We start from the raw sequence: 19,454 nt of genomic DNA, 5'->3' as shown, positions 1-19,454 counted from the left end.
TCAGGATTGGACGCCTGACTTTGCAGGTCGCCCATTTCTTACACAAGACCTAGACGTTCGAAAATCATATCGACATTTTTCAAATGATAGTTGTAATCGAAGCAGTCAGCGATTTGTTCAGGTGTGAGACGTGATGTGATTTTCTCTTCTTCTTCTACTAGTGAACGGAATGGAACTTGCTTTTCCCAAGCTTCCATCGCCTTTGGTTGAACGGTGTCATACGCTTCCTCACGTGACATGCCCGTATCAATTAAAGCAAGGAGTACTCGTTGTGAATAAATCAAACCAAGTGTACGATCCATGTTGCGTTTCATATTCTCTGGGAAAACCGTCAAGTTTTTCACAATATTGGAGAAACGGTTAAGCATATAGTTAAGTGCAATCGTTGCATCTGGTAAAATGATGCGTTCAGCAGAAGAGTGTGAGATATCACGCTCATGCCAAAGCGGCACATTTTCATAAGCTGTCAGCATATAACCACGGATGACGCGGGCAATCCCTGTCATGTTTTCAGAGCCAATTGGGTTACGTTTATGCGGCATCGCAGACGATCCTTTTTGTCCCTTTGCGAAAAATTCTTCCACTTCACGTGTTTCACTCTTTTGGAGACCGCGAATCTCAACAGCAAATTTTTCAATGCTTGTTGCAACTAAAGCAAGAGTGGCCATATAATCTGCATGACGGTCACGCTGCAAGGTTTGGGTCGAGATGGGTGCAGGTTGAATGCCAAGTTTTTCACACACATATTGTTCAACAAACGGGTCAATGTTTGCATATGTGCCAACAGCACCAGAGATTTTACCGAACTCAATGCCGGCTTTCGCTTGTTTAAAACGTTCCAAATTACGCTTCATTTCTTCGTACCAAAGAGCAAGCTTGAGGCCAAACGTTGTCGGTTCAGCATGTACACCGTGTGTACGGCCCATCATGACTGTATATTTGTGCTCTTTTGCTTTTTCTTTTAGTATGTCAACAAATCTCTCAATGTCCTTGAGTAAGATATCGTTCGCCTGTTTTAATAAATAAGACAGTGCAGTGTCCACTACGTCTGTAGACGTTAATCCGTAATGAACCCACTTCTTTTCCTCACCTAGAGATTCAGATACAGCACGCGTAAAGGCAACCACGTCGTGGCGCGTTTCTTGTTCAATCTCTAGAATACGCTCGATATCAAAGCTTGCATTCTTGCGCATTGTGACAACATCTTCTTTCGGAATGATGCCAAGCTCTGCCCAAGCTTCACAAGCGAGAATTTCTACTTCAAGCCATGCGTTAAATTTGTTTTCCTCTGTCCAGATTGCTGACATTTCTGGTCGTGCGTAGCGTTCGATCATTTCCCGTTTCCTCCATCTCTTTCAGTCCACATCTTTGTGATGTTTGTCATCCACTCATCATCGAGTTTTTTCATAAAAGTCATATGCCCCATCTTGCGACCGGCTTTCACTTCATGTTTCCCGTATAAATAAAGCTTCGCTTCCTTTAAAAGCTCTGGGTGCTCTTCAGGAATAAACATTTCATCGCCTAATAAGTTCACCATCATTCCTTCTGATAAAAGGGCTGTTCCGCCAAGCGGTAAACCGCAGATCGCACGAATGTGCTGTTCAAACTGACTTGTTTCACATAAATCCAATGTATAATGACCAGAATTATGCGGACGGGGTGCCAACTCATTTACAAGCAACTTCCCTTCGTTTGTTAGAAAAAGTTCAACTGCAAGTGTACCGACTAACTCTAGCTTTTCTGCAAGTGTTGTTGCCAGCCTCTTCGCCTTCTCTTGAATGTTGTCATCTACCCTTGCAGGCACAATGCTTTGGAATAGGATGTTGTGTTTATGAATGTTCTCAGCGACCGGGAACACCGCAATTTCCCCATGAACAGAGCGTGTCACAATAACAGATAATTCCATTTGGAAAGGAACCCAGCTTTCTAAAATACATGTACCATGCATGAGCAAGTTTGCGGCTTCATCAAGCTGATTTTTCTCCTTGATGACATACTGACCTTTTCCATCGTAACCGCCTCTACATGTTTTTAGCACTGCCGGTAAGCCAAGCACATCCGCTGCTTCTGCCAACTCCTTTTGATCATGAATAATTCGGTAAGGCGCTACTTCACAGCCTGAAGCTTCAATTCCTTTTTTCTCGGTTTCACGATTTTGCGTCATCAGAAGAAGCTCACTTCCCTGTGGCAAATACGCCTCTTCCTGCAATTGATTGAGGGCATCATAATCTATATTTTCAAACTCATATGTCACCACATCGCTTAGCTCAGCCAGCTTCCGAATGGCTTCAAGGTCATTATATGCTGCCGTAATCTCTGTATCAGCAACCTGTCCACATGGAGAATGTGTGACTGGATCCACTACAGCCGCTCGGTACCCCATTTGCTTTGCGCTAACAGCCATATATCTGCCAAGCTGTCCTCCGCCGATAATCCCGATTGTTGCGTTTGGAAAAATGGTCTGCTTAGCCAAGCTGATCACTGCTTTCTAGTACAGTCTGTTTTGTTTGTTCTCTTCTATCTTCAAGACAAGATGCGAGCTCCTCATCAAAGGCCGAGATCATTTGTGCTGCAAGTAACCCTGCATTGGTCGCACCGGCTTTGCCAATTGCGACTGTCGCAACTGGAACACCGCCCGGCATTTGAACGATTGATAATAGGGAATCAAGTCCATTTAGCGCCTTTGATTGAACCGGTACACCAATGACCGGAAGTGTCGTTTTGGCTGCGACCATCCCCGGTAAATGTGCTGCACCTCCTGCGCCAGCAATAATGACCTTTAGTCCTTTACCTCTCGCTTCATTCGCATATTCAAACATTAAATCAGGTGTCCGATGTGCTGAAACAACCTGTTTTTCATACGGAATGTCTAGTTCTTCTAAGATGTCGCACGCATTCTTCATTGTTTCCCAATCAGATGTACTTCCCATGATGACACCTACAAGCGGCTTCATTTTGTCCCCACCTTTTAAGCTTATATTTCATCTTGTATCGTTTGACATGCTCCCCAAACCTAAGTAGCTTGTCAAACGCCGAACAAAAAGACCCGATTTGCATTGCATTGTAGGAAGCAACACAAACCGGGCCATGGTAAGCGCTGTTCGCTTTTGAAACGCCATGTCAGTTTTGTTCACTATCCTGCATAGTCCAGTTATTTACGGTGACTGGGTAGAAACTTATGGGCCATATTCCCAAGATTATATGAGGTTCGTGTTTTGATTTCATGTTTATCTTAACAACGGATGTCCATGATGTCAACGATATTATCGAACAATCTATGAGTCTGTTGTTTTAATGTTCGGATTTAGACTATTTTCCCTTCAAATACGATTTTTTTCCCAATTGGAATGATCTGAATTGCCCCATTTTCCTTCTTTTCTTGGAAGATGGGCTCCTCCATTCGACGGATAGGTGAATAGCCTTCTTTTTCCATTTGGGACAACACTTGATCAATCGTCATGTTGTCTTCTACGTAGAATTTCTTCTTCTTTGGTTTTGCGGTCATTCTTTAATTCTCCTTTTCTTCACAGCCTTTACCCAGAAGCCACCATGAATGGATTTGGGCTCATATGAAATAATAAACGCCTTAGAATCCAGCGTTTTAATCGTTTCATATAATTGCAGTTCATATTTTCTCGGTGTTAAAATTTGCATTGCTGAACGGTCTCCTTCAAGACCACCTGCTACCCAGCTAGTGACGCCATATCCTTTTTCCCTCAACTGCTTCGGGAGATCAAGATCCAATTCTTTTGTAATCACATTTACAGTAATGTAGCCAAGTGCCAGCTTCTCTTCAATTTTCATCCCGACAATAATTCCGATCCCATACCCAAGCGCATACGCAATGATATTTTGTACTTGATCTAAGTTATCCAGTACAATACTTAACCCAATTACATAAATCAGCATTTCGACCGTACCAGCAAAAGCGGCTGCATACCGTCTGCCTTTCATTGTTAAGATCAATCGCATGGTGGAGAAAGAGACATAGACAATGTTAATCACTAAGATAATCAAAACCATGGTGAAGGCATTGGATAAAAGTTGTTGAAGCACGATTAGAACCCCCTGCACTAAAATCAAATAAAGCACTCCATATTCTACTAAAGAACAACCCTTGATACAATCAAATTCATACGAGAATAACACATAAATATTTCGACAAAAATGTTGGTCTTTGCTCCCATATGTTTACCCGTTTTTTCAACTTCACAACATCAAAAGCCTCCTTTTCAGACAAAGGAGGCTTTCACACATATTATGCAAAATGAACGGGAACAAGTGAAGGAATCAAATAGGACCCGACAATACCCCAGAGCAACGCAATGATGATAAGCTCGACCAATAAAAATATCCAGCCCGCATACATGAAATCTCCGCGAGCTGCTTCATGCTCCATTAGAATCGAACGAAAGAGCACAACTGCGATTAACTGAAGACCGAAAAACATCATGACGGATATAATGACCGTTACATAAGGAATATTAAGCATTGCAAAAACAAGCCAAAGAATGGATAAAACCATAACAGGCACAAGTGCCGCCCCAAACTTTAAAATGACGGCTTTTAATGACATTTGCCCTTTTAGCATGTACTTACCGAGCACCCAGACGGTAAGCATCATCACTGTGATTAGTACTAATGTAAAAACAGCTACAGTCGAAAAGGCTTCCCCAAATGAAAAGTGAACACCAAAACCTAATAAACGGTCCTTTGACGCCTTTAATTGAATATAATTGCCCAAAGCAAAAAACACACTAAATAACACAATTGAAATCCACGCATACTTCATGCGTAATTGTTCAGTTTGGTTGATTGCTTGACTAGGTGACTTTAACATCGCAAATCCATACGAGCCATAACGCTTAAACGCCTCTCCTGCATTTCTCATGATGCGCTGAAGTACTGAACGCTCATCATCAGTTGCTTTTGAGATTCTCCCTCGTTTTGCAGCACTGCGGCTTAACCGTGATTGTCTTGTTTCTTGATCTATTGATGGCTCTTCATTTTTCATTTCAGGTGTGACCTGCTCTTGATCTTTCTCTAGCATATCATGTCAACTCCTATTCCAGACAATTCGTACGAGCTCACCAAAGTGACCTGCCGAATGACTCCGACTCCTATCTAAAGTAGCGGAGTCTCCCTATTCAGTCAAGATTCCTTGACCCTCATACGAGTAGTAGACGTCTTAAACACACAAGAGGTTTTAAAAAAAGAGACAAAACAAAAAAGCTGATGACCGCATCAGCTTTTACGAGTAACCTTCTTATTAATAATGTACAATCGTTAGCGATAGCGACTGCTCTCTGTCTTCTGAACCCGAACTTTCTCCTGATGAAAAGGGAATCGAGTCTTTTCAGTCGTATCGACCTGTGTAATATGTCCATTATGAATGGTGATCACCACAGAACCGTATTCAATACTTTTTAATGCAGATAAAATGAAATTTAATTTTTGCTCATCCATCTCATTCATCCTCCATCCCCTCTACTTTTGATGCATTCTTTTAAATAGAGAACCTCATTTTCTAGTTCATGAATCGTATAATGAAGAAGGTCTTCCCGTTTTTCCTCATGACCCCATAAAAGCAGTTCCTGAATCAATCCATGCTTTTTTCGCTCAATGGCCTGCCTAAGCCAATGTGACAAGACATTCCCTCCTTCCCAGTCGGTAGACTAAAAGAAAAAAGGCACTCTGAACCTTCTATCTAAAAGGAGATCAAAGCGCCTTTGGTGATCCAATCAGCGAATTATTTCTTTATATGATAAACTCATAATTCCTATAAGTCAACTATGTTTTATATTTTTCAATAAAAAAACAACAGCTACCATGAGCTGCTGTTTCAAATGATCGATTAATGATTTAAGAAAGCAAAGTACAGAATAAAGATAACAAACAATCCGTACATTATCGGATGCACTTCTTTTGCTTTTCCTTTAAAGATCATGGTAATTGGATAGAAGATGAATCCAATCGCAATCCCTGTGGCAATGCTGTATGTGAGTGGCATCATGATCATGGTCAGGAAGGCTGGTACCGCAATTTCAAAGCGATCCCATGCAATTTTTGCAAGCGGCGCAACCATGAGTGCTCCCACAATGATGAGTGCAGGTGCAGTCACATTCGACGTCACGACAGATAAAAGTGGTGAAAAGAACATCGCAAGCAAGAAAAATATCCCTGTGACCACTGCCGCAAATCCAGAACGTGCACCAGCTGCAACACCTGAGCTAGATTCGACATAAGACGTTGTAGTTGATGTCCCAAGAATAGAGCCAACAACAATGGAAGAAGAATCCGCAAGCAGTGCTCTTCCTGCACGTGGCAGCTCGTTATTTTTCATTAAACCAGCTTGCGTCGCAACTGCAACAAGCGTACCCGCTGTATCAAAGAAACCAACGAAAAGAAAGGTTAAAATCACGACTAGCATTTGAATAGAGAAAATGTCTGGCAAGTGAATCAACGCTTGACCAAAAGTTGGAGAAAGACTTGGAACACTACCTACAATTGAAGATGGAACTGGCACAAGACCAAAAATCATCCCCACAATCGCCGTCACAAGCATCCCGATGAAGACACCTGCATTCACACGAAGTACCATCAAAATGACCGTCACAACAATACCGAACACAGTCAAAAGAACAGGACCACTATGAATGTTTCCAATTGATACGAGTGTATTATCATTGTTGGCGATTATGCCAGAGCCTTGTAAACCAACAAACGTAATGAACAAACCAATACCCGCACCAACAGCCAGTTTCAGCTCAGCAGGAATGGCATTGATGATCTTTTCACGGAAACCTGTTAAAGAAAGTGCAACGAAAATCAATCCAGAAACAAATACACCTGATAATGCTGCCTGCCATGAAATGCCCATCCCAAGAACAACCGAAAAGGCAAAAAACGCATTAAGCCCCATACCTGGTGCAATCGCAATCGGATACCTAGCGATCAAACCCATCAGGAAACACCCTGCCGCAGACGCTAAAGCAGTTGCCGTAAAGACAGCCCCCTGATCAATTCGTAATTTATCTGGAAAATCCGGTACTGCCACTAAAGCAAGTGTGATCGGATTAACAAACAAAATGTAAGCCATCGACAAAAATGTCGTCAAACCGCCGATGATCTCTCTGCGATAATTCGTACCTAACTCATCAAACTGAAAAAACTGTTTCAAAGCCAACTGACTCCCTTCATGTCCTTTTGCTTTAGCCTGCCCCATTCACAAGTCAAATAAAAAGCGCCCCAACAGATTGGGACGCTTGACTACATTTGAATTCAGGGCGTGACATAAAACAAGAACAATGCATGATTTATATCAAACGAGTGTGAATTGACGTAGTCAAGCTATTTACGGTAGCTTGGTAGAAACTTGCGGACCATATCCCCGCGATTATACGACTTCTAACTATTTGATTTCTGTGTCTATTGTACCAACTTCATTTTTAAAACACAATACAAAAAGCGAACATTTTTCAAAGAAATGTCCGCTTCATTCGTCTTATTGTACGTATTTGGAAAATCACATCTAGTTCTTTATACACCCTTCACCAAATCCCTCTCCTTTTGGAAAACCGTTTCAGCTACATGGAAAAACTCTTTTACTGAAGGAGAAGCTTGGGAGAGAGACACCTGTTAGAGCAAGGTTTCTCACAAACGGTTTCAACAAACGAAAATTTCTTTTCCTTACCATATGTCGGACAAAAATAGAAAAAGTGAAGAACGGGCCGCAAAGATTATGTTGCATATTTGATATAATGGAAGAAATATCTACAAAAAGGAGTATGTCGATTGTTTCTATTTGAAGAACCTACGTGTACTAGCTGTAATAAAAAGATAGAAGGAAACGAAAAAGTGTACGTCAAGCTCGTCTATCCAAAGAGACGAGGAATGACAGAAGTAAAGGCTTGGCTGAGGAATAGACTAACCTAGTCAAATGGCAATCACTATGTTTAAGACGTTCTGCCTTGTTTCTTTCAATAACTAGCAGCTTCTGTGAACCTTCTATTTCTGCTATACTCTTGCACAGAAAAACTTGTAATGGCTTGAAACAAACGCTGAAAAGAGGATTTCGCGAAAATGTCCTTTATACTTATATCGTTTTGCAGATTCTTCTCAATAAACGTAATCGAATCTTGTATTCTCTTTAGTAATCCATTGTTTCTCCTGCCCCTACCCTATATTTTATTACTTTCTTCATCTTTCTTTTGATCATTTTTGCTAAATTGATTGTTCCTTCATAAACTTTAAAGGAAATTCAACAAACCAATCTTACTGCTTACTGAAATTATCAAAGGTGAATTTTATAAGTTAAGAATTATGAGTGAGTTGAGTATTTTGAGAAAGAGTAGTTTGGCTAAGTGACCTAGTAGCTTTTTTAAAACGGAATTAAAAAAGCCAATTCCTTTTAAAAAGGAATCAGCTTCTCTTCACTCGGTGAAATCAGAGCTAGTTTATTTAGGCTTGTTTCTTATTGTGTTCAAGCATCAAAAATTTTTATAAACCAACATTCCAAAAGCTTATACTCTTATTTTCTCTGCATTCACGGTGTTAAGTACATTATCAAGGGTGATTATTAGTTATTTTCATTTTTAATTTTATTTAAAATTTCTTGAATAATTTTTACGTTTTCTTGAATATAATCGGAACTTAATAGATTATCATGTGTTCCAATTCCCTGATACTCAACATAGGATTGAGTTGTGAAGTTACCCCATTCCTTTTTGAACGATGTTGTTACTGTATCAACAACTATATTATGGATATTAGCATCTATAGACCCTGAATTTTCTAATGTTTGCAAGTATAACAAAAACTTATTTTGTTTGTTTTGAGTGTAAGGTGTCGTTCTCTGTTGGATCATATCTAAATTCGTTTTATTAACAGGTTCATTAAGTATCTTGGAGGCAATTTGTTGAACTTCTTTGTTCCATGGTGTTGTGTCTAACATTACAATATTGGATACATGCTTGCCTCTTTTTTTCATTTTCTTGGCAACTTCAAAGGCTAAATTACCACCTCCAGAATACCCTAAGAAATTATATGAACCTTTGGCTTGAATAGATATAATATGATCGACATATCTGTCTAACATCACATCATGGTTATCATTATTAATAAAATCAGTTACATATATAAGACACTCTTCTTCAAGCAACTTAGCCATCTCAAAATAAATTACTCCGAGCCCAGTTGGAGGAGGGAAACAGAACACATTCAACTCTCCAAATTTGTTTAAAGGGAAAAATCCTTTCTTTACGATGAGATTTGCGTTCTTATTCACTAATTGCATTGCCATTAATTCAATTGTAGGGCTGCCAAAAACGGTCTGAAAGTTCAGTTCAACATTCATTTGCTCATTAGTAAATTTAATTAATTTTAGTACTTTGATTGAATCACCTCCAACCTCAAAGAAATTATCTTTGACACCTACTCGACTTAATCCTAAAACCTTCTGCCAAATTTCAGTTAATGTTTCCTCGACTGGATTACGAGGTGCTACATATTCAGTACCCGTTTGAAGTTCTTCTTCAGGTTTAGGAAGAAGTTTACGATCAATTTTTCCGTTCGGTGTTAATGGCATCTGTTTCAGTTGTACTAAATAGGACGGAATCATATAATGAGGTAACAGTTCTGACAACTGTTCTTTCATTTCATTGATTAGATATGAACACGTTGCCACAAAATAGGCGCAGAGTGCTTTTTCCCCATTATCTTGCTCTTTTGGAATGACAATGGCCTCTTGCACACCTTTTATGTTTAATAAGGCCATTTCTATCTCACCAATTTCTATACGGTAGCCTCTTATTTTCACTTGGTGATCCATCCGACCTAGATATTCAATGTTCCCATTCGGCAGCCAACGGGCTAAGTCACCTGTTCGATACATCCGTTCTCCTGAAACATATGGGCTTTCTAGGAACTTCTCAGCTGTTACGTCTGGGCAATTTAAGTATCCCCGGGCTACTCCATCGCCTGCCACTACTAATTCACCCCATACTCCAATAGGCTGTAAATTCAGAGAACGATCCAATATATACACTTTGGAGTTAGCGATTGGTTTTCCAATTGGCACTGATCCTTCCTGTTCACCTTGTATAGCGAATGTGGTGGAAAATGTAGTGTTTTCTGTGGGTCCATAGCCATTAATCAATTTTAATCTTGGATTATTGCGTTTTATCTTATTAACATGAGTTACTGATAATACATCACCACCTATAATTAATGTCTCTAAGTGCTCAAATAAATGAATATTTTGTGCTGTTAGTTGATTAAATAAAGGCGATGTTAACCACATCGTATTGATATGATAACGCTCTATTAATTCTTTCAAATTAACCACGTCTAATATTTGTTTATTTTTCGTCAAATAAAGCTGACCACCATTTAGAAGGGGCCCCCATATCTCAAATGTAGAGGCATCAAAGACCATGTTTCCAGTTTGAAGTATGCGTGTCTCTTCATCTAACGTCACATAATTTGTCTGTTTAACCAAACGTATGACGTTTCGGTGTTCTACCATGACTCCTTTTGGTTTACCCGTTGTGCCAGATGTATAAAGTACATAGGCCAAATGGGTTGGACTGACGGATTTCTCCATATTGGTTCCATCTTGATGATAACTAGACTGTTCATCTAAATTGAATATCTTCAATCCTTGTGATTGTATATTTCTCTGTAAATGACTTTGACTTAATACTATTTCCACTCCAGCGTCATTTAACATATATTGAACCCGCTCTTTTGGATAGTCGGGATCAATCGGGATATAGGCTCCACCTGCCTTGAGAATGCCGAGTACCCCAACAATCATATCTAAAGAACTTTCAGCCATAATACCAACTAAATGATCAGGTCCTATTCCCTCCGCCTCTAATGTTCGGGCTAATTGATTCGCCTTTTTATTTAGTTCTTTGTATGTTTGGTATTTATCATCACATACTACCGCTATTTGGTCAGGCGTACGCTTCACCTGTTCTTCGAACAATTCTTGAATGACTTGGTTTCTCGGATAATTAGTTCTCGTGTTGTTGAATTTTTCAAGAATTTGCTCATTATCTTCCTTTACATTCATTGATATAGATACAAGTTTCTTATGTGGACTCGAAATAACTTGATTTACTAATTGCTTAAAGTGTTTCTCCATTAATTTTATGCTTTGTTCTCTAAATAGCGAAGTAGCATATTCAAACATGCAGTGAATTTTCATATTTTGCTCAATTGCAGTTAAAGTTAGATCAAATTTTGAAATGTGATATTCAAGCTTAGTAGGAGTGAAATTCAAGTTTTCTATTGTTTCAAAATTTTGTTCTATATTTTGCATTGCAAACATTACACTAAAAATTGCACTTCTACTCATATCTCTAGGAAAATTCAAATTATCTACCAACTCTTCAAATGGATAATCTTGATTTTCAAAAGCATTTAAAGTGTTTTCTTTTACTTCCATTAAATAATTAGTAAATGATTTTTCTCCTTCTGGATAATTACGCATCGCTAACGTATTAACAAACATACCAATAACACGATCTAAATCAGAATTTAACCTTCCTGCAATTGGACTCCCAACAATAATATCTGTTTGATTACTATATTTTGATAACATCATTGTATAGATAGCCAACAGAACCATATAAAGTGTAGTATCTGTTCGCGCAGCTAACTCTCTTAACGCATTACTTGTATGCTCATCGATATCAAATTCGACGATTCCCCCATTGAAATCTTGTATGCTTGGTCTTGCAAAGTCAGTTGGTATTTGCAAAACAGGTAGTTCTCCACTTAATGTTTCTAACCAATATGATTTTTGTTTCTTAATATACGGTTGATCAAATTCTTTTTCCTTCCAAATTGTAAAATCTTTATATTGTATTGGTAATACTGGTAAATTATCTCCCTTATATAATTTAAACAAATCCTGCATGAATACATTCATTGATATTCCGTCTGAAATAATATGGTGAATATCAATCAATAAAATATGTTTTTGTGGTCTTACCTTTAATAATTCAACCCTAAAAAGTGGGGCTTTGGCTAAATCAAATGGAATGATGAATTTACGAGCATATGCATCTATTTCATGTTGATTAATTTTCTTAACCTTTAATTTGAAATTAACATTAGGGTAAATATGTTGTGATAGTTCTCCCTGTACTAATTTAAAAGACGTTCGTAATGACTCATGACGTTCAATTAGTTTTACCAAAGCAGACTGTAATTTTGCAATATTTAAATCCCCATCAATCACCAACATATTTGGTATATTATAGCTAAGTTTACTACCTTCTCGTTGATTTAAGATATACATTCTTTTTTGCGCAGAAGATACAGGATAATATTCTTTTTTTTCTACATAAGGAGTTAGTATACAATCTTTTTGTTCCCTATTTTCAATAATTGTTGCTAATTGCTCAATTGTTGGATCGCTAAATATCTCCCTAAGCGATATATCCACTTTAAACTTTTTATAAATTTTCGCAACTAAATTTGTTGCTCTAAGAGAATGGCCTCCAATATCAAAGAAATTATCTTTCACTCCAACTCGCTCAACCCCAAGAATTTCTCTCCAAATATCCACAAGTTCTTCCTCGACAGAATTACGAGAAACTACAAACTCATTTTCTGTATGTAGTTGTTTTTTATGTTTAGCAAGTGAATTGCGATCTATTTTCCCATTCGGCGTTAAGGGCATCTGCTCCATCTGTACAAAAAATGCGGGAATCATATAACTAGGTAACAGCTCTGATAATCGATCTTTTAACTCTCTTATTGGATATGGATGCTCTGCAACAAAATAGGCACAAAGTGCTTTTTCATCATTTCCGTCCTTGTCCGCAATGACAATGGCCTCCTGTACCTCTTTTATATTTAATAAGGCAGTTTCCACTTCTCCAATTTCAATACGATATCCACGTATTTTCACTTGATGGTCAACCCTACCTAGGTATTCAATATTCCCATCTGGTAGCCAACGTGCCAAATCTCCAGTTCGATACATACATTCTCCTGAATTGTATGGGTTTTCTATGAACTTTTCCTTGGTAACATCAAAACTATTCAAATATCCACGAGCTAAACCATCACCACTTATACAAAGCTCACCTTCTACACCAATAGGAAGTAAGTGATTGAATTTATCCACAATATATATCGCTGTATTACTAATAGGTTTTCCAATTGGAATGTTAAGCTCTCCATCTTGCATTTCCTCAACATCATAATATGTCGCAAATACAGTACTCTCTGTCGGACCATATACATGTTTTATTTTATTTGGGCCAAGAACTTGGAACGCCTTACGAACATGTTTTACGGAAACTTGCTCTCCACCAAAAAGAATTTTTCTAATCCCGCTTAGACAATTCACATCAAGATCAACAAGAACATTAAAAAAGGCAGTTGTGATAAACATAACTGATATTCGCTGATTTTTTATTAAGTCAGCTAAAGTGCTGATATTTAAGATTGTTTCTTTAGGAGCTATTATTAATTTTGCACCATTTAATAACGCTCCAAATATATCAAATGTTGCCCCATCAAACGAATAACTAGACAACTGCAAAACATTGTCATCTTTAGTTATATCAATGTAGTTAGTATTTTTGACAACCCTAACAATATTACGATGTAATGTCATTACACCTTTTGGTTTACCAGTTGTACCTGATGTATAAATTACATATGCTAAATGAGTTGATTCTATCTCGCTTTCCAGATTTGTTGCATCTTGATGATAACTAGATTGTTCGTCCAAATAGAAAACTTTGCTCTCTTGCGGTATATTGCTCTGTAAGTAACTCTGACTCAATAACAATTCCGCACCTGAATCCTCTATCATATAACGGACGCGATCTTCAGGGTAATCAGTATCAATAGGCAGATATGCTCCGCCAGCCTTCAAAATACCTAAGATCCCGACAATCATGTCTAAAGAACGCTCTACCATAATAGCGACTAATCGATCAGGTCCTACTCCCTCTGCTTTCAACATACGTGCTAATTTATTTGCTCTCTCGTTTAAATCTTTATATGTTAATTGTTGATCTTTATATGACACTGCAATTTGATTAGGGACTAATTCAACCTGTTCTTCAAACAGTTCTTGAATTGTTTTGGTCCTCGGATAGTCTGTTTTGGTATCATTAAAATCAGTTAGAATTTTATTCTTCTCTTCAATCGAAATCACACTAAGTTTTTCTAATGGAATATCTGGAGTTAAAACTACTTGTTGTACTAAATTGGAAAAATGACTACTTATCTGTTCGACGTTTCTTTCATCATACACGTTCTGATTGAATTGGAAAATAATCTCCAATTCACTTCCTGGTATTACTACGATATTAAAATCATAGTTGGTTTGCTCGATTCCACGTAAATTAGCAATGTTTAAGGTTTTTTCATTAGATATTTCCCTTTTAGTTAGTTGCGAAATTGGATAATTCTCAAATACCATAATATGATTAATTAAATTCTGTTTCTGTTCTGTTTGCGCTTGAATTTCATATAAGGGATAAGTACTATGGGGAGTTGATAAAATCGCTAATTCACTCATTTTTCTCGTTAACTCAGTGAATGTCATTCCTTCCTCACTCTGGACACGTACCGGAACAGTATTTATAAATAAACCAATCATATTTTCAATATTAGGGATTTCTTCTGTCCTTCCGGATACTATACTGCCAAAAACGACATCTTCACTTCTATTATATTTTTGGAGTAATATTCCCCATAGCGCTTGAATAACTGTATTCATAGTTACTTGATTCCGATGTGCTATTTGCTGGAGTTGACTGGTTAATACTGCATTTATTCTAGAAGCTACTGTTTTCGATTGATATTTCTTTAATGGCTTAGCTGATTTAGAATAAGGTATAGTGGTTTGTTCTTCATAGTTAGCTAAATAATTGCTCCAGTAGTTAGCAGATGTTTTCTTATCCTGTTGAGAGAGCCACTTGATATATCTACTGTATGGAGGAAGATTAGTCTCATATCTATCATCTTTTCCCAGCATCAACGATTCATATTGTTTGAGCCATTCCTTTAGTAAAATCGAAATACTCCATCCATCCATCAAGATATGGTGGAAAGTCAATATTATACGGTGTGTTTTATTTTCGGTATGAAATACAGCTAATCGTATCAATGTATCTACTTCAAGATTAAATCCTCTTGTTTTATTTTCTACCGTATAAGCTTCTATAAATTCCTCTTTGTTCATTGTACGTAAATCCTCATAAATCCACGGACATGATTTATATTTGTATATTATCTGAAGTGGAGTATCGTTCCAACCCTTAAAAATATTCATCCTAAGAATCGAATACTTTTGCATAAGAATTTCAAGGCTTTTGACCCAAGTATCAACATCTAAATTTCCGCATAAATCAAATTCTAATTGCTCAGTATATAGTGATGAGTCTAAATCACTGTGAAACAACATTCCTTTTTGCATCGGAGATAATTCAAAAATATCCTCAACCTTACCAATATGCTTAGTTTTTTTAATGACTTCTTCTAAATCATTGATATTCAATTCTTTCAAACTCAGATCACTCGGTGTTAATTCAGTATCTTTTTTCCTTAAACAGTGAACAATAATTTCCATCAAATTCGCCTTATATAATTTAGCAAACTGTTCTACTGTTTTAGTTTCATACTGATCTCTACTATACTCAATCATAAGAGACAACTTACCATTTTGTACAAAACCATTTATATTTAATACATATTCCCTATTCGTCTGTTTACTTATGATCGAACCACTCGACAAAGAAGAAATTTTCAAATCATTTCGAATCAAATCTTGATCAAATTGACCTAAATAATTAAAACTTATTTCAGGGTTTAACTTTCCGATACCACTCTGTTTTTGAGACAGATATCGTAGAATACCATAACCTATTCCTTTATTAGGAATTTTTCTTAATCCTTCCTTCACAGTTTTGATATTATTAGACAAGCTCTGATTCGGATTTATCTGCAGTATAACCGGGTACTGACTTGTAAACCATCCCACTGTACGAGTAATATCCATCCCTGATAATATCGATTCTCTTCCATGTCCTTCTAAATTAACTATTACATCTTTTATTCCTGTCCATTTATAAACCGCTAAACCAAGAGCAGATAGTAATAAATCATTAATTTCTGTATTGTATGATTTATTCGTCTTTTTTAGCAATTGCTCTGTTTCCTGTTCATTCCACTTCACGGTAATAGTATGGTTATTTTCATTAGTTGGAATCATATTCTCATGATCCTTCGGCAATGGAAGATGTTGAACTTGCTCTATTTGATTCCAATATGTGCGTTCAAAATCTATTTCGGAACCTTGAGCATAATCAAACAAAAGTGTCGACCATTGTTTATACGAATCAGTTTTAGGAGGTAGATGAATAGGTTCACCATTTTTTAATTGTTTGTACCCTGTCGCTAAGTCTTCAAATAGAATTCTCCACGAGACCATATCGACCACAAGATGGTGAATTACGATCAATAAATGATCACCATCTGCGCATTGGAACAGACCTAATTTCACCAATGGTCCTTTGGCTATATCTATACTACTTTGTATTAAATTCGCCTTATCCTCAATTATACTTTCTACATCTTCCACATTTTTTAAATCAAATAGCTCTAGTGAAAATAATGGTCCTTCTTCATTGCCACGTATCCGTACTTCATATTGATTATTTTGTCTTATGAAAACCGAACGCAAAGCATCATGATGTGTAATTATTTTTTTCATTAGTTTTTCCAAAAGCGATGTATCAAAACGTTCGAAACTATAGAGCATCATAGCTTGATTAAAATAATTATCCACAAAATTTTTCTTAAAAAACCATGATTGAATTGGCGTTAGTGATGCATTCCCCTTAATTTCCCCTTGTTCTATCGTATTCGTAATAGGGTATACATGATGGCTTAACTCTGCAATAGTGGGATACTTCAATAGTTGTGTCATTTCAACTTTGTAACCTAGTTGAAATAGTATAGAAGACACTTGTATTGATTTAATCGAATCTCCACCCAGTTCATAGAAATTATCTAATACTCCTAATCTTTGTATACCTAATATATCTTTCCATGCTTTCACTAGTGCTTGTTCAATCTCTGTTCTTGGAGCCATATATATACTTTTAACATGTAAATCTTCATTAGGGGAAGGCAGAGCCTTACGATCAACTTTTCCATTTGGTGTGATTGGTAGTTGTTCAAGTTGGACAAAATATGATGGAATCATATAACTTGGTAATTTTTCTAACAGTTTTTCTTTTAACTGGCTCAAAGAAAAATCTCTATTCCCTACTATATAAGCGCAAAGTGATTTATTTCCGTGTACATCTTCATATTTTGTAACGATTGCTTCTTTGATAACTTCCTCATCTAAAAGAGCAGTCTCCACTTCCCCGATTTCAATTCGATATCCCCGTATTTTCACTTGATGGTCGATTCTACCTACATATTCAATATTGCCGTCCGATAACCTACGAACCAGGTCACCTGTACGATACATCCTTTGACCTGAGATAAATGGGTTCTCTACAAATTTTTCACTCGTTAAATCGGGGGATTTTAAATATCCTCTTGCTAGGCCTTGGCCACTTAAACACAATTCTCCGACTAAACCTATTGGTTGTAATTGATTATCATTATTTATAACATAAGCTTGCATATTTCTAATAGGTTTGCCTATAGGTGTATTGACGAACTCTTCCATGTCTTGATTGGTTGAATATTGTGTTGCATATATTGTGGCTTCTGTCGGTCCATATATATTTTCTAATATTGCGTTTAAAGACAAATCATTAAATTGTTTAATTAAATTAACAGGTAATGCCTCTCCAGCTGCAAATACATACTTTAACGAACTTAGTTTATTTGAGTGTATTGTTTTCACTTCATCTAAAAATACTTTTAACATTGTTGGCACAAAATTAATATGAGTGATTTGTTTCTCTCTTATTATATTTAACATTTTGCTTGGTTCTTTTTCAAAATTTCGCTTTAATATAACTAACCTTCCCTGACCAAAAAACCACCCAAATAATTCAGTTATTGACACATCAAAGGTATAGTTTGTTTTTAATAATATAGAGTCATTTCTCCCTAAAGGATATAGACTTTCCAAATGTGTGAGTGTATTAATGACTGATTGGTGTTCAACCATAACACCTTTTGGTTTTCCAGTAGTACCTGATGTATAAATCACGTATGCCAAATGATGCGGCAATACATTTATTGTGAGATTTGAACTATCCATATAGTCATAAGATTCTTCATCTAAATATAAGGTTTTCTTTACAAATGAAACCTCTTGTAAATTCCGTTTTGTCAATAATTTCTTAATATTAGAGTTGGAAATTATATATTGGATACGTTCTTCTGGATAATCAGGATCAATTGGTACATAGGCTCCTCCTGCTTTCAGGATACCTAGTATTCCAATAATCATTTCAAGAGAACGATCTAACATAATGCCTACTAGTTCTTCTTCCTTCATACCATCTTCTCTTAATAAACGCGCTACTTGGTTTGCACGTTCATTTAATTCTTTATATGTTAAAGTTTTTCCTTCATGTTCAACAGCTACATGATTGGGTTCACTTATGACTCTATGCTCAAATAAACGATGTATAGTCGTATTTTCCTGACAATTTATTTTAGATTGATTAAATTTAGTTAAAATTTGTTCTTCTTCTATTTTAGAGATCATTTTCATTTGACTTATTTCAAGACTAGGTTGAAATAAAATTTCAGAGAAAATTCGATTCAAATGGTTAGTAACTCTAGTCATAAATGCAGGATCATACAAACCTTGATTATAGGCTAATCTATATTTAATAAGATTATCTTCAATATAAAATTCAAATCTAACATCTGAGGAAGTTGTTTCTTTAAAATGTGTAGTATGTAAATTGTCTAATGAGATTATCGTATTTATTTTAGGCAAATGATTATCATCATACTGGATGTTAAGATTCTCTACCATTTTTCTAAATGGGATATTGTGATTTGCTGCTGCCTTTTTAATAAACATATTTAATTCTTTAAATATCTCTTTAAAAGAACTTGTCTTGTAAAACTTAGTCTTTATCATTAAGATTTCGTTCAAACTAGACAGATTTTTGTCCTGTAACGATGGCATTCCTACAATGATATTTTCATTTCCTGTATACTTATATAACAAACATTTAACACCTGAGAGCATAACTATATAAATAGCCATCGGAGAACGGTTTGTTAGTTCCATTACTCTCTGTGAGTTTTCAAACGACAGCATACCATTAATTATATCCTCAGAAGGTATTCCTTTATGATGAAAAGATGACGCTTTATGCGGCAAGTGAGTTATATTATCTTCATAATCAAATACCTTATCCCAAAATAATGATTGTTCTTTAAATATAGACAACTATTTACACCCCTTTTTACCCTTATACTGATTTACC

11 protein-coding genes, 1 pseudogene and 2 riboswitches are annotated in these 19,454 nt (G+C 36.6%); of the genes and pseudogenes, 1 reads left to right on the top strand and 11 read right to left on the bottom strand.

Translation table 11 applies throughout. The features are described 5' to 3' along the window. Positions 1-38: 38 nt before the first annotated feature. The 9 genes from purB to ACIQCE_RS14540 form a co-directional block, all read right to left on the bottom strand. Complete coding sequence (purB, locus tag ACIQCE_RS14580; RefSeq protein ID WP_400495617.1) at positions 39-1,334, bottom strand: adenylosuccinate lyase; 1,296 nt, start codon at positions 1,332-1,334, stop codon at positions 39-41. Continuing rightward, positions 1,331-2,473 carry a 5-(carboxyamino)imidazole ribonucleotide synthase gene (gene purK / locus ACIQCE_RS14575; RefSeq protein WP_400495616.1) on the bottom strand — a complete coding sequence of 381 codons (1,143 nt, stop codon included), beginning with the start codon at positions 2,471-2,473 and terminating at the stop codon, positions 1,331-1,333. Before purK ends, purB begins: the two co-directional genes overlap by 4 nt. Next, positions 2,466-2,954 (bottom strand): 5-(carboxyamino)imidazole ribonucleotide mutase, encoded by a 489-nt coding sequence (purE, locus tag ACIQCE_RS14570; RefSeq protein WP_400495615.1) that lies wholly within the window; start codon positions 2,952-2,954, stop codon positions 2,466-2,468. Before purE ends, purK begins: the two co-directional genes overlap by 8 nt. 169 nt (positions 2,955-3,123) lie before the next feature. Continuing rightward, positions 3,124-3,225: riboswitch (purine riboswitch) on the bottom strand. Positions 3,226-3,304: 79 nt separating this feature from the next. Further along, positions 3,305-3,505 (bottom strand): NETI motif-containing protein, encoded by a 201-nt coding sequence (locus tag ACIQCE_RS14565; RefSeq protein ID WP_400495614.1) that lies wholly within the window; start codon positions 3,503-3,505, stop codon positions 3,305-3,307. Next, complete coding sequence (locus ACIQCE_RS14560; RefSeq protein WP_353853680.1) at positions 3,502-4,056, bottom strand: DUF2179 domain-containing protein; 555 nt, start codon at positions 4,054-4,056, stop codon at positions 3,502-3,504. The genes ACIQCE_RS14565 and ACIQCE_RS14560 overlap by 4 nt, the downstream gene beginning before the upstream one ends. Before the next feature lie 202 nt (positions 4,057-4,258). After that, positions 4,259-5,050, bottom strand: coding sequence for a hypothetical protein (locus ACIQCE_RS14555; protein WP_400495613.1), 792 nt, complete (start codon positions 5,048-5,050; stop codon positions 4,259-4,261). A 236-nt stretch (positions 5,051-5,286) separates the two neighbouring features. Then, entirely contained in the window at positions 5,287-5,466 is a 180-nt protein-coding gene (locus ACIQCE_RS14550) for a YezD family protein (protein WP_353853682.1), read from the bottom strand. 5 nt (positions 5,467-5,471) lie between these two features. Further along, positions 5,472-5,648: a hypothetical protein gene (locus tag ACIQCE_RS14545; RefSeq protein ID WP_400495612.1), complete on the bottom strand. Its 177-nt coding sequence runs from the start codon at positions 5,646-5,648 to the stop codon at positions 5,472-5,474. Between the two features lie 206 nt (positions 5,649-5,854). Next, entirely contained in the window at positions 5,855-7,180 is a 1,326-nt protein-coding gene (locus ACIQCE_RS14540) for an NCS2 family permease (protein ID WP_400495611.1), read from the bottom strand. A 142-nt stretch (positions 7,181-7,322) separates the two neighbouring features. Beyond that, a riboswitch (purine riboswitch) is annotated at positions 7,323-7,424 on the bottom strand. Between the two features lie 370 nt (positions 7,425-7,794). Here ACIQCE_RS14540 and ACIQCE_RS14535 point away from each other — a divergent pair. Continuing rightward, the gene (locus ACIQCE_RS14535; protein ID WP_400495610.1) at positions 7,795-7,935 is read left to right on the top strand and encodes a Fe3+ hydroxamate ABC transporter substrate-binding protein; all 141 of its coding nucleotides are present in this window, start codon (positions 7,795-7,797) and stop codon (positions 7,933-7,935) included. Positions 7,936-7,941: 6 nt separating this feature from the next. On the opposite strand, the pseudogene ACIQCE_RS14530 reads toward ACIQCE_RS14535, so the two are convergent. Continuing rightward, positions 7,942-8,144, bottom strand: a pseudogene (locus ACIQCE_RS14530) (AraC family transcriptional regulator); the annotation flags it as partial. 434 nt (positions 8,145-8,578) lie between these two features. Then, positions 8,579-19,417, bottom strand: a complete 10,839-nt coding sequence (locus tag ACIQCE_RS14525; RefSeq protein ID WP_400495609.1) for an amino acid adenylation domain-containing protein — start codon at positions 19,415-19,417, stop codon at positions 8,579-8,581. Between the last annotated feature and the right edge of the window lie 37 nt (positions 19,418-19,454).

The sequence above is a fragment of the Bacillus sp. NPDC093026 genome, from assembly GCF_044754665.1.
GTDB classification, from domain to species: domain Bacteria; phylum Bacillota; class Bacilli; order Bacillales; family Bacillaceae; genus Bacillus; species Bacillus maqinnsis.
Note: the sequence above shows the minus strand (reverse complement) of the source record. Positions and strands in the feature narration are given on the sequence as shown.

Coding starts and splice junctions, on each gene's coding strand:
- purB (WP_400495617.1), bottom strand. CDS start 1,334: ATGATCGAACGCTACGCACGACCAGAAATGTCAGCAATCTGGACAGAG.
- purE (WP_400495615.1), bottom strand. CDS start 2,954: ATGAAGCCGCTTGTAGGTGTCATCATGGGAAGTACATCTGATTGGGAA.
- ACIQCE_RS14565 (WP_400495614.1), bottom strand. CDS start 3,505: ATGACCGCAAAACCAAAGAAGAAGAAATTCTACGTAGAAGACAACATG.
- ACIQCE_RS14555 (WP_400495613.1), bottom strand. CDS start 5,050: ATGCTAGAGAAAGATCAAGAGCAGGTCACACCTGAAATGAAAAATGAA.
- ACIQCE_RS14550 (WP_353853682.1), bottom strand. CDS start 5,466: ATGGATGAGCAAAAATTAAATTTCATTTTATCTGCATTAAAAAGTATT.